This window comes from Stenotrophomonas sp. NLF4-10 (genome assembly GCF_022359915.1).
Lineage (GTDB): Bacteria > Pseudomonadota > Gammaproteobacteria > Xanthomonadales > Xanthomonadaceae > Stenotrophomonas > Stenotrophomonas daejeonensis.
This window is the reverse complement of sequence record NZ_JAKSEE010000003.1, coordinates 3,349,071-3,371,692: the sequence shown is the minus strand read 5'-3', so window position 1 is coordinate 3,371,692 and position 22,622 is coordinate 3,349,071. Positions and strand designations below refer to the sequence as shown.

The following is a 22,622-nucleotide window of genomic DNA, read 5'->3' as shown; positions in this document are numbered from 1 at the left end:
CCGGCAAGCCGCCCGCGCCAGACAACGATGACCACCGTGCTCCTGAGCCTGGGCAGCAACCTGCGCCCGCGCCATTACCTGCGCTCGGCGCTGCAAGTCCTGCAGGAGCGCTTCGGGCGGATCGTCGCCTCTCCTGCCTACCGCACGCCGGCGGTGGGCTTCGATGGCCCGGATTTCCTCAACAACGCGGTGATGCTGGAAACCGACCTGCCGCTGGCCGAGCTCGACGGCTGGCTGCACGCGGTCGAGGACGCCCACGGCCGCGACCGCAGCGGCCCGCGCTTTTCCGACCGCACGCTGGACATCGACGTGGTGTATTACGGCGACCTGGTGGTGGAAGGGCCGGGGCACCTGCGCATCCCGCGCCCGGAGCTGAAGCACGCCTTCGTGCTCAAGCCGCTGGCCGACATCGCCCCTGAGTTCGTCGACCCGGTGCGCGGGCTGACGCTGCGGCAGATGTGGCAGGCCCACCCACAGCACGGCGAGGCGTTCGACAGCGTCGAACTGGCGGAGTAAGGCACGGGCGCGGACACCGGCGCGCGTTGCCGCATGCGGCGGCTGCCCCCGATGCCGCTGTTACGGGGCAGGTGCAGAATGGCGGCTGACGGCGACAGGCCGGATGGGGCAGGGCGATGCGGGAAGGACAGGGGGACGGCGACGCGGCCGGGCACTATCACCGGGTCAAGCGGATCGTCATGCAGGCGCTGGAACTGCGCGGCGCGGCGCGCGCGGAACTGGTCGCGCGCGAAACCGGGGACGACGCGGAACTGGCAGCCGAGGTGCATGCCCTGCTCGCCGGCATGGAGGCCGAGCAGACGCTGCGGGTATCGCTGCCGCCGGGCATCGATGCCCCGGACCCGGGGCAGGACCTGAGCGGCCAGGAAGCCTCGGCCGATACCACCCGCGAATACCGCCTGCTGCGGCGCCTGGGCGCCGGCGGCATGGGCGTGGTCTACCTGGCCGAGCGCAGCGATGGCGGCTTCGTGCAGACCGTCGCGCTGAAACTGCTCAACCCGGTGGCCGAGGCCTCGCCGGAACTGCGCGAGCGCTTCGCCCGCGAGCGCGCGCTGCTGGCACGGCTGGACCACCCCGGCATCGCGCGCCTGCTCGACGGCGGCATCCTCGCCGACGGCCGCCCGTTTCTGGCGATGGAATACGTCGAAGGCGAGCAGATGGACGCCTACGCCGCGCGGCTGCCGCTGGACGAGCGCATCGCGTTGTTCGTCAAGGTCTGCGAGGCAGTGGCCGAGGCCCACCGCTGCCTGGTCATCCACCGCGACCTCAAGCCGGCCAACATCCTGGTCGACGCGCGCGGCCAGCCGCGACTGCTGGATTTCGGCATCGCCCGGCTGATCGACGAGGACAGCGCCGCGGCCGGCGACACCCGCACCGGCCAACATGCGCTGACCCTGGCCTATGCCAGCCCGGAGCAGCTGGCCTGCCAGCCGCTGACCACCGCCACCGACGTCTATTCGCTGGGCGCGGTGCTGTACCAGCTGGTCTGCGGCCAGGCGCCGTTCGCCGACCACGACAATCCGGCCGGGCTCTACCAGGCCATCATCCACACCGACGTGACCCCGCCCAGCCGGCGTCTGCCGCGCGAGCGCGCCGCGCCGGCGCGGAACCAGCAGGTGCCGGCCGACATCGACGCGATCGTGCTCAAGGCGCTGCGCAAGGAGCCGGGGCAGCGCTACGCCTCGGTCGCCGCGCTGGCCGACGACCTGCGCCGTTACCTCGGGCGCCGCCCGGTCAGCGCCCGTGCCGGCGAGCGCGGCTACCGCGCGCGGCGTTTCCTGCGCCGCAACGCCTGGCCGCTGGCGGCCGCGGCGCTGGTGGCGCTGTCGGTGCTGGGCGGCCTGCTGGCCTCGGTGCTGGCGCTGCGCGAGGCGCGGCAGCAGCAGGCGCTGGCCGAGCAGCGCGGCCACGACCTGCAGCGGCTGGCGGATTTCCAGCAGGCGACGCTGGAAAGCGTGGACATCGACGCGATGGGCCACGCCATGACCGACACCCAGCAGCGCAAGGTGCTGGACGTGCTGCAGCGGCAGGCGCCGGGGCAACCGCTGGAGGTGCGGCTGCGCCAGGCCTTCGCCCAGGTCGGCGCGCCGAGCATCGCCCGCGATGCGCTGGACCAGCAGGTGGTCTCGCATGCGTTGTCGCGGCTGGACCGCGATTTCGCCGACGCGCCGCTGCTGGCCGCCGACATGCGGCAATCGCTGGCGCGGGTACTGATCGCCATCGGCCACTACCCGCATGCGGCGCAGGAACTGCAACGGGTGCTGCAGGTGCGCGAGGCGGCGTTGCCGGCCACCGACGCGCGCATGGCGTCGGCGCGCATCGACCTGGGCCAGGCCTTGTTCCAGCAGGGCGAGCTGGCGCCGTCGGCGGAGGCCTTCGGGCAGGCGCTGGCGGCCACGCGCACGCTACCCGCGCTGGACCCGCTGCGGCGTGCCGCCGAGGCCGGCGCGGCGCGGGTGCAGGCCGCGCGTGGCGACCCGCAGGGTGCGCTGGCGAAGCAGCGTGCCCTGCGCGAGGCATGGATGGCGGCCCTGCCGGCCGAGGATGAAACCCTGCTGTTGCTACGCGGCGACTACGCGCGGACGCTGGACGAGCTGGGGCAGCGCGACGAGGGCAGCGCGGAGATGACCGAACTGCTGCCGTTGTACCGCGCCCACTTCGGGCCGGAATCCAACCGCACGCTGGCGGCGATGGACACGCTGGCCGAACTGCAGTTCGCCTATGCCTATTACGAGCAGTCGGCCGCGCTTGCGCGGCAGGTGGCGCAGGTGCGCGAACGCCGCCTCGGCGCCGAGCATCCCGACACGCTGAAGGCCTGGGGAACCGCCGCCACCAGCCTGGTGCGGCTGGCCGATTCCCCGCAGGGCTACGCGGAAGCCGAAACCCTGCTCGACCACCTGCTGCAGGCGCAGGGCCGGATACTCGGCATCGAGCACCCGGCCACGCGGCAGTTCGTCGTCGACAAGATCCGCCTGCTCTCCAAGCAGGACCGCAAGACGGAGGCGATCGCGCTGCAGCGCCGGCACCTGGCCGACTGCCTGCGCCTGCTCGGGCCGGACCACCGCGAAACCCTGTTCGCCCAAGGCGGGCTGGCCAGCATGCTGAGCGACCAGCCCGGCGGCCTGGACGAAGCGCGGGCGTTGGCGCAGGCAACGCTGGAGCCCATGCGCCGGCAACTGGGGAGCGAGCATCCATTGGTGACCGCCACCCTCGACCTGATCGGGCGCATCGAACGCAACGCCGGCCACTGGCAGGCCTCGCGCGACGCCCACGCGCAGGCGCTGGAGATCCGCGCACGCACCCGCGGCATGCTCGACGGCCATACCCTGGAAAGCGCGACCCGCCTCTATATCGCGCTGTTCAAGCTGCACGACGAGGCGGGCATGCGCGACATCCGCAGCCGCTTCCTCGACCCGCTGCTCAAGCTCGACCCGGCCACGCTCAATGCCAGCAAGCGCAGCCACCGCGAGTCGATCCTGCTGGCGCTGGAGGGGCGCTGGTGATGACCCGTGCGGGCCGGGACGTGGTGGCCCCTGCATCCGGCCGGACGATGCAGGCACAGCCGCGGATGCGCGAAACACCGGGGGCGTAGCCCCGGCCTACCCGGGTTCGGCGGCGGAGGCCGGGGGGCTCCCGAGCAGCTCCAGGTGGCGCTGCTCCATTTCCTGCCGCAGCTGGCGGCGGATCTGCGCGGCGGCATGGCGGCGGCGCGCGTCGCCGTCCTGCGGCTGCAACGGCGGCACCGGCGTCGGCCGGCCGTCCCCATCCACCGCCACCATCGTGAAGAAGCAGCTGTTGGCGTGGCGCACGCTGCCCCGAAGGATGTCCTCGGCCACCACCTTGACGCCCACTTCCATCGACGAGGTGCCGGTGTAGTTCACCGAGGCCAGGAAGGTGACCAGCTCGCCCACGGCGATGGGCTGGCGGAACATCACCTGGTCCACCGACAGGGTCACCACGTAGTTGCCGGCATAGCGGCTGGCGCAGGCATAGGCGACCTGGTCGAGCAGGCGCAGCACCGCGCCGCCATGCACCTTGCCGGAGAAGTTGGCCATCTCCGGTGTCATCAGCACGGTCATCGACAACTGGTGGGGCGTGGGTGCGGACATGGCCGGGAGCGCAGGGGAGGGTACGGCCGACTTTAGCGTAGGTCGGGGCTACGCCCCCGACGGCGTTGCCGATCGGATACCGCAAAACCGTCGGGGGCGTAGCCCCGACCTACCTGTGAAGCCGGCGGCCCAAAGAGAAGGGGCCGCTTGCGCGGCCCCTCCGTGTTTCCTGCCCGGCTGCCCTTACTTGAGCTTGGCGGCCTTGCGCAGCGCTTCGGCGCGGTCGGTCTTCTCCCACGAGAACGCCGTGGCGTTCTGGGTCTTGCCGTCGCCGTCGACGTACGAGAATTCCTTAGGCTTGCGGCCGAAGTGGCCGTAGGCGGCGGTCTGCTGGTACATCGGGTGGATCAGGTCGAGCATCTTGATGATGCCGTACGGGCGCAGGTCGAAGTGGGCGCGGATCAGCTTCTCGATCTGCGCGTCCGGAATCCTGCCGGTACCGAAGGTAGTGACCGAGATCGAGGTCGGCTCGGCCACGCCGATGGCGTAGCTCACCTGCACCTCGCACTTGTCGGCCAGGCCGGCGGCGACCACGTTCTTGGCGACGTAGCGGGCGGCATAGGCGGCCGAACGGTCGACCTTGGACGGATCCTTGCCGGAGAACGCGCCGCCACCGTGGCGGGCCATGCCGCCGTAGGTGTCGACGATGATCTTGCGGCCGGTCAGGCCGCAGTCGCCCACCGGCCCGCCGATCACGAAGATGCCGGTCGGGTTGATGTGCACCTTGTTCTTCGGCAGCTTGTCCAGCCACGCCTTGGGCAGCACCGGCTTGAGGATGTGCTCGCGCACGGCTTCGACCAGGTCCTTCTGCTTCACGCCGGCGTCGTGCTGGGTGGACAGCACCACCGCGTCCAGCCCTTCGATCTTGCCGTCGTTGCCATAGCGCAGGGTGACCTGGCTCTTGGCGTCCGGGCGCAGCCACGGCAGCGGCGAGTTCTTCTTCTTGCGCACCTTGGCCTGCTGCTCGACCAGGCGGTGGCTGTAGTAGATCGGCGCCGGCATGAATTCCGGGGCTTCGTTGCAGGCATAGCCGAACATCAGGCCCTGGTCGCCCGCGCCCTGTTCTTCCGGCTTCTTGGCCTTGCGGTCGGTGCCGTCCACGCCGGCGGCGATGTCCGGCGACTGCTTGCCGAGCATGTTGATGATCGCGCAGGTATGGCCGTCGAAGCCGACGTTGGAATTGTCGTAGCCGATCGAGTTGATGACGTTGCGGGTCAACTCCTCGATGTCCACCCACGCCGAGGTGGTGACCTCGCCGGCGACGATCGCCGCGCCGGTCTTCACCAGGGTCTCGCAGGCCACGCGGGCGCGCTTGTCCTGGGCCAGGATGGCGTCCAGCACCGCGTCGGAAATCTGGTCGGCAATCTTGTCCGGATGGCCTTCGGAGACCGACTCGGAAGTGAACAGGTAGCTGGACATCGGCTCTATATCCCTTGATTCGGATGAAAAGATGGGCGCGCATGATACACGGTGCGCTGCCGGGGTGCATTGTGCGCCCTGCGACGTTGCCGATGGTTAAGCCGGCAGGCGGGGAAGGCCGCCCGATCGGCTAGCATCGCGCGATGGATTCCCTGAGCCAGATCGTCCTCGGCGGCGCGGTCGCCGCCGCCATCGCCCCGTCCGGCCAGCGCCGCGCGGCCCTGCTGGCCGGTGCCGCGCTGGGCACCGTGCCCGACCTCGACGGCCTGCTGATCGCCGCCTTCACCCGCGACCCCGTCAGCCTGATGACGGTGCACCGCAGCTTCAGCCACTCGCTGTTCGTGCTGCCGCTGCTGGGCACGCTGCTCTGGTGGCTGTACCGCCGCTTCGGCCACGGCCGGGTGGCGGCGGCCCCGGTGCGCTGGTGGTGGGCCATCGTGCTGGCACTGGTCACCCATCCGCTGCTGGATGCCTTCACCGTCTACGGCACCCAGCTGTGGTGGCCGTTGATGCCGCACCCGACGATGTGGTCGAGCGTGTTCATCATCGATCCGCTCTATACCGTGTGGCTGGCGCTGGGCTGCGTGGTGGCGTGGTTCGCGCGGGAGCGGCCATTGGCGCAGCGTGCGTTGCTGGCCGGGCTGGTGTTGAGCTGCGGCTACCTGGGCTGGTCGCTGTTGGCCAAGCACAAGGTCGAGCGCGAGGCCGACCGCGCACTGGCGGCGCTGGGGCTGGGCGATGCGCCGCGCTTCTCGGTGCCGATGCCGTTCAACACGCTGCTGTGGCAGGTGGTGGCGATGACCCCGCAGGGCTACGTGACCGGCGAGCGCTCGCTGTGGGCCGACCGCGGGCCGATGCGTTTCGATGGCCACCCCTCCAACGTGCAGGCGCTGCGGCAGGCCGCGGAGCTGCCGGCGGTGGCGCGGTTGCAATGGTTCAACCGCGGCTTCATGCGCGCGCAGGTGCGCGATGGCGAGCTGGTGCTCAGCGACCTGCGGATGGGCATGGAGCCGGACTACAACTTCAACTTCGCCGTGGCCCGCGAACGCGGGGGCGGCTGGGAGGCGATCGCGCCGCGGCAGTTGCGCCCGATCTACCGGGAGCAGGGCGGGCGCGCGCTGCTGGAGCAGCGGCTGAAGCGGGTATGGGAGCGGATCTGGCGCGAGCCGGGACAGCGAGAGGAAGGCTGAATACCCATAATTACCAATTTATTTGGAACAATTAGTGATTTATTTGATATTTGTTCTGAATTTGTCGGTAAATACAATGGGCTCCATCGAATCACGACCGGCGGCCATCGCCGCTTTCATTCCGGAGCCCACATGAACAGCCAAGCCATTTCCCTGTACCAGAAGCGCCGTTCGCAGTACGCCCTTGGCCGCAACCTGCCGGTCGGCCAGGACCAGGCCACCGACCTGATCAAGCACGCCATGCGCGAAGCGCCGTCGGCGTTCAATTCGCAGCCCACCCGTGCGCTGATCCTGCATGGGGCGCAGAGCGTGAAGTTCTGGGAACTGGCCAAGGACGCGCTGCGGGCCATCGTGCCGGCCGAGGCCTTCGCCACCACCGAGGGCAAGCTGGACGGCTTCGCCGCCGGCGCCGGCACCGTGCTGTTCTTCAACGATGTGGACGTGACCAAGGGCCTGCAGGACCAGTTCCCGCTGTACGCGGACAATTTCCCGGTGTGGGCCGAGCACGCCAACGGCATCGCCCAGTTCGCGGTGTGGACGGCGCTGGCCGAGGCCGGCATCGGCGCCAGCCTGCAGCACTACAACCCGCTGGTGGACGAAGCGGTGCGCCGCGAATGGGGCATCCCGGAAAGCTGGCAGCTGCGCGCGCAGATGCCGTTCGGCTCGCACGAGGGCGGCTTCGGCGAGAAGGGCTACATGGACGACGAGGCCCGCTTCAAGGTCTTCGCCTGATCCATCCGGCGCGTTCCTCGTCCCGCGCCAGTCCGGGCCCGCCAGCTTCGCTGGCGGTCCTTCCTCCTCTTGTAGATGCGGGGCTTGCCCCGCATGAGGCGTTCCCGACAAAGCCCCATGCGGGGCAAGCCCCGCATCTACGGCAGGCCATGCAGGAACGTCAGGCCGCGACCCGCGGCTGCCCGGCAATCAGCCCGTCGAAATAATCGCGGGTCAACCGCAGTTGCGCGTCGGCGCTTTCGGCGGCGTTGACCACCGCGCGGAAGGCCGCCCGCTGTTCATCGGTGTGTTCCGGCCGGTCCTTCGCATACCAGCCCAGGTGCTTGCGGGCGATGCGCACGCCCTGCGGCTCGCCGTAGAAGGCGTGCAGCTCGGCCAGGTGGCCGAGCAGGATGTCGCGCACTTCCTGCAACGACGGCGGCGGCAGTTCCTCGCCGGTGCGCAGGTAATGGGCGATCTCGCGGAAGATCCACGGCCGCCCCTGCGCGGCGCGGCCGACCATCACCGCATCGGCCCCGGTATGCGCCAGCACCTGCGCGGCCTTGCGCGGCGAATCGACGTCGCCGTTGGCCAGCACCGGTATGCGCAGCTCGGCCTTGATCGCGGCAATGGTGTCGTACTCGGCCACGCCGGTGTAGTGCTGGTCGCGGGTGCGGCCATGCACCGCCAGCGCGGCGATGCCGCTGTCCTGCGCGATGCGGGCGATGGCCGGCGCGTTGCGCACTTCGGCGCACCAGCCGGTGCGGATCTTCAGCGTCACCGGCACTTCGACCGCGCCGACCACCGCTTCGAGGATGCGCGCCACCTGCGCCTCGTCGCGCATCAGCGCCGAGCCGGCCCACGCATTGCACACCTTCTTGGCCGGACAGCCCATGTTGATGTCGATGATCTGCGCACCGTGGTCGACGTTGTGGCGCGCCGCCTCGGCCAGCTGCCGCGGTTCGGTGCCGGCGATCTGCACGCTGATCGGCGCCGGCTCGCCGGCATGGTCCATGCGGTGGATCGACTTGCGGGTGTTCCAGAAGCGCGGGTCGGAAATGGTCATTTCCGACGCGGCCAACCCCGCGCCCAGCCGCTTGCACAGCTGCCGGAACGGCTTGTCGGTGACGCCGGCCATGGGCGCGAGCACCACGTTGGGGGCGATGGTGTAGGGGCCGATCTGCATGGCGCGCATTGTAGTGCGCCATGCAGCCGCGCGAATGTGCCCGCAGGAGCGACGTGAGTCGCGACCGGGCTTTACCGGTGAAGCCTGGTCGCGACTGGCGTCGCTCCTGCAGGGAGTAGTGGGGATCAGGCGGTCTCGTCCACCACCGCGGCGTCGGGCGCGTTGGCCTTCACCGAGGCGATGCCGTTGTCGCGCGAGGCGGTGCTTTCGTACATCTCGCTGCTGCCGATGACCTGGCCATTGGCCGCCAGCAGGTTGAAATAGGGCTTGCCGTTGCTGGAGGCCTTGCGTTCGTAGCGGGCGTCGTCGGGGCTGTTCTTCTTCACCGACTCGATTCCGTTCCTGCAGCCGGCCTTGTCGCTGTAGCCCTGGCTGGTCAGGATCACCTGGCCGTTGCCGGCCTTGAGGTTGAACTGGAAATCGCCGTTGCTGCGCTTGCCGATCACGAACTTGCCTGCCATGAAGCGTCTCCTGGTTGCCGGCGGGATGCCGCGGGCCAATGTAGCCCAGCGGCAGCGTCGCCGGTACCGGGGCTCAGGCGTCGGCCGGCGTCATCCGCGGCATCGACACCGCGGCGCCTTCCTGCTCGGTGGAACGCGCGGCGTACTGGTTGGCGAAGCGCACGTGCTTGATGAAGGCCGCCTCCGGCGCCTGCGCCAGCGAGGCCGCCAGCGCGCCGTTGAAGGCGTCGCCGGCACCGGTGGTGTCGATGGCCTGCACCGATTCGGCGGCCACCCGGTAGTAGGGCTGGCCGTCGCCGCGCAGGCGTTCCTCGTCGTGCGAGACGAACACGCCGACCGCGCCGAGGGTGACCACCACGGTGCTGGCCGACAGCTTGCGGCACAGCGCGTGCAGGCTGGCGCCGTCCAGCGCAGCCACGTCGTCGGCCTCCACCCGCTCGCCGACGTGGCGGCCGAGCAGGGCGGCGAACTCGGTTTCGTTCGGGGTCAGCACGTCGGCCAGCTTGAGCAGGCTGATGGTCGAGGGTGCGTTGGCCGGGGCGGCGTTGAGCACGGTCAGCACGCCGGCCTCGCGGGCGATGCCCAGCGCCGCCTCGATCGACTCCACCGGCGATTCCAACTGCGCCAACAGCACCTTGGCGCCGCCGATCAGCGCGGCGTTGGCGGTCATGAACGCGGTGCTCAGCGAGGCGTTGGCGCCGGGGCCGATGACGATGGAATTGCGGCCGCGGCCGTCCACGTAGATGCCGGCGGTGCCGGTGGGCTCGCTGCTGGCCTCGGCGACCAGGGTGATGCCGTCCGCGTCGGCCAGCTGCCTGGCCAGCACGCCGCCGGCGTCGTCGCCCAGCGCGCACAGGAAGGTGGTGGCGGCGCCGGCGCGGCCGGTGGCCACGGCCTGGTTGAACCCCTTGCCGCCGGGGCCGGTGCTGTAGCGCCCGGCGATGGTCGCGCCCGGCGCGGGCAGGGTTTCGCAACGCCAGACGTGGTCGACATTGAAGGAACCGGCAACAACAACGCTACTCATGGAATCTGTTTCTCGAAGTGGCCGTGGATCAGCCGAAATGGGTCAGCACGCCGGCAATGGTGGCGGTCATGAAGGTGGCGATGGAGCCGCCCAGCACCGCGCGCAGGCCGAACTTGGCCAGGTCGTGGCGGCGCTCCGGGGCCAGCCCGCCGATGCCGCCGATCTGGATGGCGATGGAACTGAAGTTGGCGAAGCCGCACAGCGCGTAGGTGGCGATCAGCCGGCCGTCGTCGCTGAGGCTGACCCCGGCGATGTTGCCCTTGATGATCTCCGACAGGTCCATGTAGGCGACGAACTCGTTGATCACCACCTTCTGCCCGATCAGCGAACCAACCGTGGTGGCGTCGGCCCACGGTGTGCCGATCACCCAGGCGATCGGCGCCAGCACGTAACCGAAGAGGGTGGCCAGGTTGGTCGGCTTGCCGATCACCTGGGCCAGCCCGGTGACGTCGCCCAGCCAGGTCAGCGGTGCGTTGATCAGCGCGATCAGGGCGATGAAGGCCAGCAGCATCGCGCCGATGTTCAGCGCCAGCCGCAGGCCGTCGCCGGCACCGGCGGCGGCCGCGTCGATGATGTTGGAGGAGGTCTTCTCCACTTCCATCTTGACCGTGCCGCGGGTCAGCGGCGTACCGGTTTCCGGCACCAGCAGTTTGGAGATCACCAGCGTGGCCGGTGCGGCCATGATCGATGCGGCCAGCAGGTGCTTGGCGTAGAACGCCTGCGCCGCCGGGTCGCCGCCGCCGAGCATGCCGACGTAGGCGGCCAGCACGCCGCCGGCGATGTGCGCCATGCCGCCGATCATCATCGTGATCAGCTCGGACTGGGTCATCTTGGCGATGTACGGGCGCACGGTCAGTGGCGCCTCGGTCTGGCCGATGAACACGCTGGCGCAGACGCTGGTGGTTTCCGCGCCGGACACGCGCATCACCTTGGTGATGGCCCACGCCATCACCCGCACGATCGCCTGCATCACGCCCAGGTGGTACATCACCGCCATCAGCGAGGAGAAGAAGATGATCGTCGGCAGCACCTGGAAGGCGAAGATGAAACCGTAGGTATCGGTGTTCATCAGGCTGCCGAAGATGAAGTTCGAGCCCTCGTTGACGAAGCTGAGGATCCTGACGAAGCCGTGGCCCAGCCAGTCGAACACGTCGCGCCCGCCGGGTACCAGCAGCACCAGCGCGGCGAAGCCGATCTGCAGGGTGATGCCGGTGCCGACCAGCTTCCAGTCCACCGCGCGCCTGTTGTTGGAGAACAGCCAGGTGATGCCGATCAGCACCGCCAGGCCGAACAGGCCGAAGCCGATCCTTCCCAAACCCTCGACCATGAGTATTCCCCGGGCACGCCCGCAAAAGCCGCAAGCCTAGTGCAGCGGCCGGTGGCCGGCAAGAATTACCGGTCACCGTGGCGCCAATTGCGGCGATCGCGCCGCCATCGGCAAGGTCCGTGGCGGCAAACCACCCGGTGGCGGCAGTTACACTGGCGGCCCGTCCGCGCCTGCCGCGCGGGCCGTACCCTTTCAGGAGCCAGCCATGCACTACCGTCGCCTCGGGTCGTCCGGCCTGCAGCTTTCCGCGCTGTCCTTCGGCGCCTGGGTCACCTTCGGCGGGCAGGTCGCCCGCGACGAGGCGCGCAACCTGGTCGCCGCGGCCTGGGACAACGGCGTCAACTTCTTCGACAACGCCGAGGTCTACGCGCATGGCCGCGCCGAGCAGGTGATGGGCGACGTGATCGCCGACCTGCGGCTGCCGCGCGACGGCTACTGCGTGTCCAGCAAGGTGTTCTTCGGCGCGGTCGAGAACCCGGCGCCGACCCGGCGCGGGCTGTCGCGCAAGCACGTGCGCGACGCCTGCCACGACGCGCTCAAGCGCCTGCGCGTGGATTACCTGGACCTGTACTACTGCCACCGCCCCGACCCGGACACGCCGATCGCCGAGACCGTGCAGGCGATGGACCTGCTGGTCCGGCAGGGCAAGGTGCTGTACTGGGGCACCTCGGAATGGCCGGCCGCGCAGATCGCCGAGGCGTTCGCCTTCGCCCGCACCAACGGCCTGTACGCGCCAACGATGGAGCAGCCGCAGTACAACCTGCTGCATCGGCAGCGGGTGGAGCAGGAATACGCGCCGCTGTATGCCGACGCCGGGCTGGGCACCACCATCTGGTCGCCGCTGGCCTCGGGGCTGTTGACCGGCAAGTACAACGACGGCATCGGCGCCGATACCCGGCTGGCGCAGTCCTCGCTGGACTGGTTGCAGGCCGCGGTGCTGGGCGAACCGGCGCAGGACCGGCTGGGCAAGGTGCGCGCGTTCACCGCGCTGGCCGCGGAGATGGGCGAATCGCCGGCGCAGCTGGCCATCGCCTGGTGCCTGCGCAACCCGCACGTGTCCAGCGTGATCCTCGGCGCCAGCCGGGTGTCGCAGCTGGAGGAAAACCTGCGCGCGCTGGACGTGGCCGCGCGCGTGGACGAGGCCGGCTGGCAGCGGATCGAGGCGGTCTTCGCATGATCGCCGGGTGTAGGTCGGGGCCATGTCCCCGACGCGGACTTGCGCTCGAATGTCCCGGGCGTCGGGGATGTAACCCCGACCTACGGCCAGCGCGTCTTTCCCCGACGCGGGCTTGTGCTTGAACGTCCCGCGCGTCGGGGATGTAACCCCGACCTACGGCTGTTTTTGGTTGAGCACGTGGAGGCCGCTCCCACACCCATCGCCATTCCCGGTGGTGCCCGACCGTTGGTCGGCGGCGACCGGTGATGGGCCGGCGAATGGACCTCAATGGAACACGGACTTCGTAGATGCGGGGCTTGCCCCGCATGAGGCGTTCCCGATAAAGCCCTGTACCGGGCAAGCCCGGTACCTGCATGGTCATTGGCCGACACCCGCCTCCCTGCACGCACCGGACTTCAAAAAATCTCCAAAAAATCCTTGCAACGCGAACGAGAATGATTATCATCAACTCGTCACCCAGCACGGAATCACCCCGATGTCCGCACAGCCCGCCACCCTGTTCCGCAACCGCACGCTCCACCTGCCGCAACGCCCGGTCCGGTTGATGCCGGCCGAAGAGGTGATCGACAGCGGCGCCCTGCTCAAGGGCCAGCGCGAGATCGTCATCCAGCATGGCGACAAGTTCTACCGCCTGCGCCACACCAGCAACGACAAGCTGATCCTTACCAAGTAATTCCCGGCCGCATTCGCCGCCAGCCGGCGCGCCCTCGCCGCGCCCAGCCCGCCTGAATCGCACGTTCTCTCCCCCCTTGGCAGCGGTCGGGTTGCATTCGCAACCCGGCAGCTTCGCCAAGGGTCTTGTTCGCCCATCGATTCCAGGTCCCCATGATTCGTCCCACCATTCTGAGCGCCGCCCTGTGGGTGGTGCTGTCCCCTGCCCATGCCGAAACCGCGGCACCGGCCGAGCCCCGCGACTTCGACCGCGTGCAGGTCACCGCCACCCGCACCGAGCGCGCGGTCAGCGACGTCGCCGCCACCGTCGACGTGATCGACCGCGAGCAGCTGGACCGGCAGCTCGCGCAGGACATCCACGACATGGTCCGCTACGAGCCGGGCATCTCGGTGACCCGCAGCGCGGCGCGCTTCGGCCTCGGCGGCTTCCGCATCCGCGGGCTGGACGGCAACCGCGTGCTGATCCAGACCGACGGCATCGCCATGCCCAAGAGCTTCGACATCGGCAGCTTCGCCAGCGCCAACCGCAACTTCACCGACCTGGAGACGCTCAAGCGCGTGGAGATCGTGCGCGGCCCGGCCAGCTCGCTGTACGGCTCCGACGCGCTCGGCGGCGTGGTCGCCTTCGTCACCAAGGACCCGGCCGACTACCTGAAGGACGGCAAGGGCAGCCACGTCGGCCTGAAGTTCGGCTACGACGGCGACTGGCAGGGCCTGCTGGGCGGGGCGACCGTCGCCTTCGGCGGCGAGCGCTGGAGCGGCATGGTCAACGCCAACCACCGGCAGGGGCAGGAAACCGGCAACAAGGGCGAGGTGCGCAGCCTCGACAACACCCGCACCGCACCGAACCCGCAGGACCGCGACGGCCGCAGCGTGCTGTCCAAGCTGGTGTACGCGCCGGACGAGGGCCAGCGCTTCCGCCTGACCGTGGAGGGCAACGAGGACATCACCGATACCGACGTGTATTCGGCGATCGACCACGCCACCACCACCGGCATGGCCGCGCACGACAAGCAGACCCGCGCCCGCGTGTCTTTCGCCCACGAGATGGACGCGCTGGACGCCGCGTTCGCCGACAGCCTGCGCTGGCAGCTGTACCGGCAGGACAGCGAGACCACGCAGGTCACCAACGAGGCGCGCGCCAACGGCAGCCGCCGCCATCGCGAGTTCAACTTCGACCAGCGCGTATATGGCGCGCAGGCGCAGTTCGACAAGGGCCTGGCCACGGGCGCGGTCGAGCATGCGCTGACCTGGGGCTTCGACGGCGCATGGACCGAAACCCGCCAGAAGCGCAACGGTTACCAGGTGCTGGCCGACGGCAGCACCAGCAGCACGGTCCTGCCCGACGTCTTCCCGGTGCGCGATTTCCCGATCAGCAAGACCACCGAGCTGGGCCTGTACGCGCAGGACGAAATGCGCTTCGCAAGCGGCCGCGTGTCGCTGGTGCCGGGCGTGCGCGTGGACCACTACCGGCTCTCGCCCGAGGCCGACGCGATCTTCAGCGGGGACAACCCCGGCGTCGCGCTGGCCTCGCTGCGCAAGACCAGCGTGTCGCCGAAGCTGGGCATGGTGTGGCGCTTCGACGAGCAGTGGTCGCTGTTCGCCGGCTATGCGCACGGCTTCCGCTCGCCGCCGTACAACGACGTCAACCTCGGCTTCACCAACGTGATGTTCGGCTACACCGCCATCCCCAACCCGGACCTCAAGCCGGAAACCAGCAATGGCCTGGAGCTGGGCCTGCGCTACCTGGCGCCGGCCGCCTACGTCAGCCTGAGCGGCTACTGGAACGACTACCGCGACTTCATCGAGTCGCAGCGCTACGTCGGCATCAATGCGCAGGGGCTGATGGTGTTCCAGTCGCAGAACATCGCCGACGCCCGCATCCACGGCGCCGAGCTGAAGGCCGGCGTCGATTTCGGTGAGCTGACTCCGGCGCTGGCCGGCTGGTCGCTGCGCGGCGCGGCGGCCTGGTCGCGCGGCCAGAACCGCACCGAGGACCTGCCGCTGGATTCGGTGGACCCGCTGCGCGGCACGCTCGGGCTGATGTACGACCGCGACGACTGGGGCGTGGAACTGGCCGGCACCTTCGCCCGCCGCAAGGACCGCGTCGCCAGCGACAGCGCCTGGCGCCCGGCCGGCTACGGCGTGCTCGACCTGATGGCGCACTGGACGTTCGCCCCGGGCGCCACGGTCAACGTCGGCGTGTTCAACCTCGCCGACCGCGCCTACATCGATTGGTCCAGCCTGGCTTCGACGCTGGCCGCGTCCAGCACCGTGCTCGACCGCTACAGCAATCCCGGGCGCACGCTGTCGGCCAGCCTGTCGGTGGCCTGGTAAGCGCCTGCCGCTTCTCTCTCCGTTGGAGCATCATCGGCCACGGACGGCCTTCTTCCCGCATGAACAAGGAACCCACGATGAAACCGCATCACGCCAGCCTGCTGCTGTTGTGCGCCGCCACCGGTGCCGCCAGCGCCGCGCCCGCCGACATCGCCCGCGACCACGACACCATCCTGCGCATGCAGGGCGAGTACGCCGTGGACTTCGCCTTCGACGAAACCGTGCTGCTCAAGCCCGGCTACGAGCGTGCCCCGGCGATGCGCAGCGGCGGCAACGAGCTGGTGGTGGTGGTCGAGGACACGCCGACCCGCGTCGTGCTGCAGCACCTGCTGGTGGACCCGAAGAGCGGCCACGTCACCAAGCACTGGCGCCAGGACTGGACCTACCAGGCGCCGAACCGCTTCGAGTTCAGCGCCGACCAGGTCTGGCAGGTGCGCGCCATTCCCGCCGCGATCAACCAGGGCGCGTGGACCCAGTGCGTGTACGAGGTCAGCGATGCCCCGCGCTACTGCGGCACCGGCAGGTGGAGCTACGACAACGGCGTGCCGAGCTGGACCAGCGACCCGGGCTGGCGCCCGCTGCCGCGCCGCGAATACACCCGCCGCAGCGACTACAACGCGCTGGCGATGGTCAACCGGCACACGCTCACGCCCGAGGGCTGGACCCACGAGCAGTTCAACACCAAGGTGCAGCGCAACGCCGACGGCACGCAGCAGGAAATCGCGCGCGAGTTCGGCTTCAACGACTACGTGCGCAGCACCGACGTGGATTTCACCCCGGCCCGCGACTACTGGAACGCCACCGCCGGCTACTGGGCGAAGGTGCGCCGGCACTGGGACGCTTTCCTCGGCCAGGCACCGGGCGTGCACCTGAAGACCAAGGTCGACGGCATGGCGATGATCATCCCGTTGTTCACCCAGGCTGACGACGTGCAGGCCGGCAGGAAGGTGGCCGATCAGCAGATCGACGCGGTGTTCGCCGCCCATGTCGAGAAGGCGCCCGGCGAAGGCTGAGCACCGCCGCCACGCCGTCGCGGGCCGGGCAGCGCCCGGACCCGGCGGCGTGGCCGTGGTTTCACTCCTTGAACATCAGCAGTGCCGCCAGCGCGATCAGTGCGAACGCGGCCCAGTGGTTCCATTTCAGCGGCTGCCCGAGGTAGCTGGCCGAGAACCCGGCGAACACCAGCAGGGTGATGACCTCCTGCATGCCCTTGAGCTGCGGCGCCGAATAGACCGCCGCGCCGAGCCGGTTGCCCGGCACCTGCAGGCAGTATTCGAAGAAGGCGATGCCCCAGCTGACCAGCACCACCAGCGCCAGCGGCGCGGCGCGGAACTTCAGGTGCCCGTACCAGGCCACGGTCATGAACACGTTGCTGGCCACCAGCAACAGCACGGGATACAGGTAGGCGGTGAAAGGCGCGGCGGCCATGTCCGGTTCCGGCGGAAGGGGCGCATAGCATAGGGCGGCGCGGTGGCGTTTCCGGCCGCCGGTCGCGACAGGGTTTCTTCACATCCGGTGCACCTGCCGGCCGGCATCCTTCACAAAGCTGAAGAATTGGGAGGCTGCATGCGACAGACCAAGGAATCGTCCGGATTGGTGCTGGTCATCGAGGACAACCGCAACATCTCCGAGATGATCGGCGAGTACCTGGAAGGGCGTGGCTTCGAGGTGGACTACGCGGTCGATGGCCTGGACGGCTATCGGCTGGCCGCCGAGAACAGCTACGACGTGATCGTGCTGGACCTGATGCTGCCGCGGCTGGACGGCCTGGAGGTCTGCCGCCGCCTGCGCAGCGAGGCGCGCAAGTCCACGCCGGTGCTGATGCTGACCGCGCGCGACACCCTCGACGACAAGCTCACCGGGCTGGGCTGCGGCGCCGACGACTACCTGACCAAGCCGTTCGCGATACAGGAGCTGGAAGCGCGCCTGCGCGCGCTGATCCGCCGCGAACGCCGCCAGGTGGGCGCCGAGGTGCTGAAGGTGGCCGACCTGGTGCTGGACCCGGTGAGCATGCGCGCCACCCGCGCCGGCATCGAGCTGCAGCTCTCGCCCATTGGCCTGCGCCTGCTGACCATCCTGATGCGCGAGTCGCCGCGGGTGGTGACCCGGCAGGAGATCGAGCGCGAGATCTGGGGCAATGGCCTGCCCGACTCGGACACCCTGCGCAGCCACCTCTACAACCTGCGCAAGATCATCGACAAGCCGTTCGACCGGCCGCTGCTGCACACCGTGCAGAGCGCCGGCTACCGCGTTGCCGACATCGCCCAGCCGATGGGCTGATGCCGCAATGGGCAGGGCAGGGCGCGACGCGGGCGGACATGGCCGCTGCGGTAGTGGCCCCGGCCGTGCGCGACAAGGGGGAAGGCTGTAATGCTGCACGGCTTGCCACGCAAGATCAGGACCGCGTTTCTGCTGCAGACGCTGCTGGCCAGCCTCGCGGCGCTGCTGGGCGGCTACCTGGTGCTGCTGGTGGTCAAGTTCGGGCTGGTCAACACGGTCCTGCAGGAAGAGGCCGCGCATTACTGGGAGCTGCACGCGGCCTCGCCGGCGCAGCCGCCGCCCAATACCCGCCACCTGCGCGGCTACCTGCTCGAAACCGGCGGCTCGCCGCTGAACCTGCCGCCGCCGCTGCGCGCGCTGCAGCCGGGTTTCCACGACCTGCGCGAAGCCGGGCAACTGGTACTGGTGGACCAGTCCCCGGCCGGGCGCCTGTACTTGGTGTTCCTGCGCTCGCAGGCGCAATGGCTGGCGTTCTGGTTCGGCGTGGTGCCGGTGCTGCTGGTGCTGCTGGCGATCTACGGCGCGTCGTGGCTGACCTACCGCGCCTCGCACCGCGCGGTGTCGCCGCTGGTGTGGCTGGCGCGGCGGGTGTCGCAATGGGACCCGCGCTACCCGGACGCCAGCGAGCTGGCGCCGGCGCGGCTGCCGGCCGACGTGCAGGGCGAGGTGCGGCAACTGGCCGCGGCGCTGCACGGCATGGCCGGGCGCATCGGCGACCAGGTGGTGCGCGAGCGCAATTTCACCCGTGACGCCAGCCACGAGCTGCGCACGCCGCTGACCGTGATCCGCATGGCCTGCGAAATGGCGATCGATGCCGGCGAGGAAGCCGGCCCGGTGCTGCAGCGCAGCCTGCTGCGCATCCAGCGCGCCGGCCGCGACATGGAGGCGCTTATCGACGCGCTGTTGATCCTGGCGCGCGAGGCCAACATCGAGCCGCAGTCCGAGTGGGTCGACGTCGGCGACGTCGTGCGCCGCGAGGCGGCCAGCGCCGAGGTTGGCCTGGCCGGGCGCCCGCTGGAGCTGCGCCTGCACATCAACGCGCCATGCCTGCTACGGGTGCCGCCGCAGGTGCTGCACGTGGTGGTCGGCAACCTGCTGCGCAACGCCTGCAACTACACCGACGCCGGCCACGTCGAGGTCGAGGTCGAGGCCGACCGGCTGGTGGTGCGCGATACCGGCATCGGCATGTCGCCCGAGGCGCTGTCGCGGGTCTTCGAGCCGTTCTTCCGCGCCGTGCCGGAGCGCCGCGAGGGCCACGGGCTGGGCATGCCCATCGTGCACCGGCTGTGCGAACGCTTCGGCTGGAAAATCGAGCTGGAAAGCGAGCCGGAGCGGGGCACCACCGCCACCGTGCGCTTCGCCTGACGGGCCGGGGAACCCAAGCCCCTCCGTAGTTGCGGGGCTTGCCCCGCATGGGGTTCCGGCAGGAAAACCGCCAGCGCGGCGCAAGCCCCGCATCCACGCATGGAAACGCCGGCGGCTGCCGTGGCAAGGCGGTCGCCGGGCGCCTGTGGCAGAATCCCGCGTTGCTCCTCCGTCACGGTCGTCCGCATGGTGTTCTCCCGTTCCCGCCCCTTCCGGTCCCCCCGGAGCCGCGCGCATGGCTGATGAAATAGGCAACCTGCCACGCGGGCCGGGGCGGATAGTGAAGGCCGCGATCTGGTCTTGGCAGGGGTTGGCGGCCGCGTGGCGGCACGAGTCCTCGTTCCGGCTGGAGGTCTACCTGTTCGTGCTGCTGGCGCCGCTGGCGTTGTGGCTGGGGCAGACCCCGGTCGAACGCGCGCTGCTGGTCGGCTCGATGCTGCTGGTGATGGCGATGGAGCTGGCCAATTCCGCCATCGAGGCGGTGATCGAACGCTACGGCCCCGAATTCCACGTGCTGGCCGGCCGCGCCAAGGACATGGGCTCGGCGGCGGTATTCGTGCTGATGGTGAACGTGCTGCTGTGCTGGGGCCTGATCCTGCTGCCCCGCCTGTCCTGAATGCAGCCCCGGTTCTATTGAAGGATTTTCCGAATGTCCCTTGAATTTCTTGCCGACCCGAACGTCTGGTTGACCCTGTTCACGCTCAGCGCACTGGAAATCGTGCTCGGCATCGACAACCTGGTGTTCATTTCCATCGCGGTCAGCCGCTTGCCCGAGGAGCGGCGGTCGTCGGCGCGGCGCCTGGGCATCGCCGTGGCCTGCATCACCCGCATCGCGCTGCTGGTGTCGCTGGCTTACCTGGCGCACATGGACAACAACCTGTTCACGGTGGCCGGCATGGGCATCTCGATCCGCGACCTGGTGCTGATCCTCGGTGGGCTGTTCCTGCTCTACAAGGGCGTGAAGGAAATCCGCGAGCTGATCAGCGGCGGCGAGGACGAGGACCCCACCACCACCAAGGCCTCGGCCGTGTTCGGCATGGTGATCGCGCAGATCGCGGTGATCGACATCGTGTTCTCGCTGGATTCGGTGATCACCGCCGTCGGTATCGCCGACCACGTGCCGGTGATGGTGTGCGCCATCCTGCTGGCGGTGGCGATGATGCTGCTGGCGGCCAACCCGCTGGGCCGCTTCATCGACGCCAACCCGACGGTGAAGATGCTGGCGCTGGCCTTCATCCTGCTGGTCGGCGTGGTGCTGGTGCTGGACGGCGTGGACGTGCACGTGCCCAAGCCCTACATCTACGCGGCGATGGGCTTCTCGGTGCTGGTGGAGTGGCTGAACCTGCTGATGCGGCGCCGTGCCAAGGCGCACCAGGTACCGGGCGCCGGCGACTGGTGATGGACGAAGGGCCGGCAATGCCGGCCCTTCCTGCATCCGTGGGTACCGGACCGGGTGGCGGGCATTCGATGGCGGGTGCCGGTCGTGGGTTGAGCCCCGCGGGCGCTGCCCCGAGAATAGGCACTTGTCCGCCGGGCCCTTCCGCATGATCTACCTCCACGACATCGACCCCATCGCCTTCTCACTGGGGCCGATCAAGGTGCACTGGTACGGCATCATGTACCTGCTCGGGTTCGCCGCCGCCTGGTGGCTGGGGCGCAGCCGCGTCCGTGCCGGACGCCTGCCGGGCGTGGACATGAACGGTTTCTCCGACCTGCTGTTCTACGCCATGCTCGGCGTGGTGCTGGGCGGGCGCATCGGCTACATGCTGTTCTATGCGACCTCCGAGTTCCTGCACAACCCGCTGATCCTGCTGCGGGTGTGGGAGGGCGGCATGAGCTTCCACGGCGGCCTGCTCGGGGTGATGGCCGCCGGCTGGTGGTGGACCCGCAAGCACCGCCTGCATTACTTCGACACCCTCGATTTCGTCGCGCCGCTGGTGCCGCTGGGGCTGGGCTTCGGCCGCCTCGGCAACTTCGTCGGCGGCGAGTTGTGGGGCAAGTTCACCCAGGCCGGCTGGGGCGTGGTGTTCCCGCATGCGCCGCTCAAGGACGTGCCGGCCGGGCTGCCGACGATGGAGCAGCTGATGTCGGCCGCGCAGATCCGCCAGGACTACGCCGCCGGCCTGCTCGACCAGTACGCGCGCCATCCTTCGCAGCTGTACGAAGCGCTGCTGGAAGGGCTGGTGATGTTCGCGGTGCTGTGGACGTTCTCGATGAAGCCGCGTGCCCGTTATGCCGTGTCCGGCCTGTTCGCGCTGCTGTACGGCTGCTTCCGCTTCCTCGTCGAGTTCGTGCGCATGCCCGACAACGGCGTCTACCTGGCCTTCGGCTGGTTCACCCGCGGCCAGCTGCTGAGCCTGCCGCTGGTCGCGCTGGGCATCGCCCTGCTGTGGCTGTCGCGGCGCGCGCCGACCCTGCAGCCGCTGCCGCCGACGGAGGACAAGGCATGAGGCCTTCGCCGGCGGCGAAAAACAAGCGCGTTGCCGGAGGTGAAAAATGAAGCCCTTCGCCGGAGGTGAAAAGTGAGGCAATACCTCGACCTGCTTGCGCACGTGCTCGAACACGGCGCGGAGAAGGCCGACCGTACCGGTACCGGCACCCGCAGCGTGTTCGGCTGGCAGATGCGCTTCGACCTGAACGAAGGCTTCCCGCTGGTCACCACCAAGAAGCTGCACCTGCGCTCGATCATCCACGAGCTGCTGTGGTTCCTGAAGGGCGACACCAACATCGCCTACCTCAAGGACAACGGCGTCAGCATCTGGGACGAATGGGCCGACGGGAACGGCGACCTCGGCCCGGTCTACGGCAAGCAGTGGCGGCGCTGGACCGGCCCCGATGGCAACGAGATCGACCAGATGCAATGGCTGGTCGATGAAATCAGGCGCAACCCGGATTCGCGGCGGCTGCTGGTCAGTGCCTGGAACGTCGGCGAGCTGCCGCAGATGGCGCTGATGCCGTGCCACAGCCTGTTCCAGTTCTACGTGGTCGATGGCCGGTTGAGCTGCCAGCTGTACCAGCGCAGCGGCGACATCTTCCTCGGCGTGCCGTTCAACATCGCCAGCTACGCGCTGCTCACGCACATGGTGGCCCGCGCCACCGGGCTGGGCGTGGGCGATTTCGTGCATACGCTGGGCGACGCGCACCTGTATTCCAACCATTACGCGCAGGCGCGCGAGCAGCTGTCGCGCGAACCGCGTGGGTTGCCGAAGTTGTGGTTGAACCCGGAAGTGACCGACCTGTTCGATTTCACCTTCGACGATATCCGCATCGACGGCTACGCCCCGCTGCCCGCGATCAAGGCGCCGGTGGCGGTATGAAGAAGGGCGGGGAACAGGGAACAGGGAACGGG

At 69.3% G+C, this 22,622-nt stretch carries 21 protein-coding genes; 14 read left to right on the top strand and 7 right to left on the bottom strand.

The features are described 5' to 3' along the window. The first annotated feature begins 27 nt into the window (after window positions 1–27). On the top strand, window positions 28–516 hold the full coding sequence (folK, locus tag MIC98_RS15995; protein ID WP_057641129.1) for a 2-amino-4-hydroxy-6-hydroxymethyldihydropteridine diphosphokinase: 489 nt from the start codon (window positions 28–30) through the stop codon (window positions 514–516). Between the two features lie 116 nt (window positions 517–632). Beyond that, complete coding sequence (locus MIC98_RS15990; protein WP_239737828.1) at window positions 633–3,518, top strand: serine/threonine-protein kinase; 2,886 nt, start codon at window positions 633–635, stop codon at window positions 3,516–3,518. A gap of 96 nt (window positions 3,519–3,614) precedes the next feature. Here MIC98_RS15990 and MIC98_RS15985 read toward each other — a convergent pair whose 3' ends face one another. Together MIC98_RS15985 and metK are read right to left on the bottom strand one after the other, a co-directional pair. Beyond that, entirely contained in the window at window positions 3,615–4,124 is a 510-nt protein-coding gene (locus MIC98_RS15985) for an acyl-CoA thioesterase (protein ID WP_239737827.1), read from the bottom strand. Window positions 4,125–4,307: 183 nt separating this feature from the next. Further along, window positions 4,308–5,543 (bottom strand): methionine adenosyltransferase, encoded by a 1,236-nt coding sequence (metK, locus tag MIC98_RS15980; RefSeq protein ID WP_239737826.1) that lies wholly within the window; start codon window positions 5,541–5,543, stop codon window positions 4,308–4,310. A 143-nt stretch (window positions 5,544–5,686) separates the two neighbouring features. Between metK and MIC98_RS15975 the strand changes: the two genes are divergently transcribed. After that, on the top strand, window positions 5,687–6,733 hold the full coding sequence (locus MIC98_RS15975; protein ID WP_239737825.1) for a metal-dependent hydrolase: 1,047 nt from the start codon (window positions 5,687–5,689) through the stop codon (window positions 6,731–6,733). Between the two features lie 132 nt (window positions 6,734–6,865). After that, a complete protein-coding gene (locus MIC98_RS15970) occupies window positions 6,866–7,465 on the top strand; it encodes a nitroreductase family protein (protein WP_057641124.1) in 600 nt (199 codons plus the stop codon). A 160-nt stretch (window positions 7,466–7,625) separates the two neighbouring features. Here the strand turns inward: MIC98_RS15970 and dusB are convergent, their stop codons facing one another. The 4 genes from dusB to MIC98_RS15950 form a co-directional block, all read right to left on the bottom strand. After that, on the bottom strand, window positions 7,626–8,630 hold the full coding sequence (gene dusB / locus MIC98_RS15965) for a tRNA dihydrouridine synthase DusB (RefSeq protein ID WP_239738216.1): 1,005 nt from the start codon (window positions 8,628–8,630) through the stop codon (window positions 7,626–7,628). Window positions 8,631–8,755: 125 nt separating this feature from the next. Continuing rightward, complete coding sequence (locus tag MIC98_RS15960; RefSeq protein ID WP_057641123.1) at window positions 8,756–9,091, bottom strand: YegP family protein; 336 nt, start codon at window positions 9,089–9,091, stop codon at window positions 8,756–8,758. A gap of 73 nt (window positions 9,092–9,164) precedes the next feature. Continuing rightward, window positions 9,165–10,115: a ribokinase gene (locus tag MIC98_RS15955; protein WP_239737824.1), complete on the bottom strand. Its 951-nt coding sequence runs from the start codon at window positions 10,113–10,115 to the stop codon at window positions 9,165–9,167. A gap of 28 nt (window positions 10,116–10,143) precedes the next feature. Next, entirely contained in the window at window positions 10,144–11,442 is a 1,299-nt protein-coding gene (locus MIC98_RS15950; protein WP_057641121.1) for a nucleoside transporter C-terminal domain-containing protein, read from the bottom strand. A 205-nt stretch (window positions 11,443–11,647) separates the two neighbouring features. Here MIC98_RS15950 and MIC98_RS15945 point away from each other — a divergent pair, with 205 nt between their 5' ends. The 4 genes from MIC98_RS15945 (at window position 11,648) to MIC98_RS15930 (ending at window position 16,641) form a co-directional block, all read left to right on the top strand. Further along, window positions 11,648–12,619, top strand: a complete 972-nt coding sequence (locus tag MIC98_RS15945; protein ID WP_239737823.1) for an aldo/keto reductase — start codon at window positions 11,648–11,650, stop codon at window positions 12,617–12,619. A gap of 475 nt (window positions 12,620–13,094) precedes the next feature. Beyond that, window positions 13,095–13,292, top strand: coding sequence for a hemin uptake protein HemP (locus MIC98_RS15940; RefSeq protein WP_057641119.1), 198 nt, complete (start codon window positions 13,095–13,097; stop codon window positions 13,290–13,292). 152 nt (window positions 13,293–13,444) lie between these two features. Then, entirely contained in the window at window positions 13,445–15,628 is a 2,184-nt protein-coding gene (locus MIC98_RS15935; RefSeq protein WP_239737822.1) for a TonB-dependent hemoglobin/transferrin/lactoferrin family receptor, read from the top strand. A 77-nt stretch (window positions 15,629–15,705) separates the two neighbouring features. Continuing rightward, window positions 15,706–16,641, top strand: coding sequence for a DUF6607 family protein (locus MIC98_RS15930; RefSeq protein WP_239737821.1), 936 nt, complete (start codon window positions 15,706–15,708; stop codon window positions 16,639–16,641). Between the two features lie 61 nt (window positions 16,642–16,702). Here MIC98_RS15930 and MIC98_RS15925 read toward each other — a convergent pair whose 3' ends face one another. Then, window positions 16,703–17,056, bottom strand: coding sequence for a DMT family protein (locus MIC98_RS15925; protein ID WP_239737820.1), 354 nt, complete (start codon window positions 17,054–17,056; stop codon window positions 16,703–16,705). A 138-nt stretch (window positions 17,057–17,194) separates the two neighbouring features. Here MIC98_RS15925 and MIC98_RS15920 point away from each other — a divergent pair, with 138 nt between their 5' ends. The 6 genes from MIC98_RS15920 (at window position 17,195) to MIC98_RS15895 (ending at window position 22,590) form a co-directional block, all read left to right on the top strand. Next, complete coding sequence (locus MIC98_RS15920; RefSeq protein ID WP_057641116.1) at window positions 17,195–17,908, top strand: response regulator transcription factor; 714 nt, start codon at window positions 17,195–17,197, stop codon at window positions 17,906–17,908. Window positions 17,909–17,998: 90 nt separating this feature from the next. Further along, window positions 17,999–19,273: a HAMP domain-containing sensor histidine kinase gene (locus tag MIC98_RS15915; RefSeq protein WP_057641115.1), complete on the top strand. Its 1,275-nt coding sequence runs from the start codon at window positions 17,999–18,001 to the stop codon at window positions 19,271–19,273. Between the two features lie 235 nt (window positions 19,274–19,508). Continuing rightward, a complete protein-coding gene (locus MIC98_RS15910; RefSeq protein WP_057641114.1) occupies window positions 19,509–19,889 on the top strand; it encodes a diacylglycerol kinase in 381 nt (126 codons plus the stop codon). Window positions 19,890–19,922: 33 nt separating this feature from the next. Beyond that, window positions 19,923–20,672 (top strand): TerC family protein, encoded by a 750-nt coding sequence (locus tag MIC98_RS15905; protein WP_057641113.1) that lies wholly within the window; start codon window positions 19,923–19,925, stop codon window positions 20,670–20,672. A 145-nt stretch (window positions 20,673–20,817) separates the two neighbouring features. Then, on the top strand, window positions 20,818–21,723 hold the full coding sequence (gene lgt, locus MIC98_RS15900; RefSeq protein ID WP_057641112.1) for a prolipoprotein diacylglyceryl transferase: 906 nt from the start codon (window positions 20,818–20,820) through the stop codon (window positions 21,721–21,723). Window positions 21,724–21,795: 72 nt separating this feature from the next. Next, window positions 21,796–22,590 carry a thymidylate synthase gene (locus MIC98_RS15895; protein WP_239737819.1) on the top strand — a complete coding sequence of 265 codons (795 nt, stop codon included), beginning with the start codon at window positions 21,796–21,798 and terminating at the stop codon, window positions 22,588–22,590. Window positions 22,591–22,622: the final 32 nt, after the last annotated feature.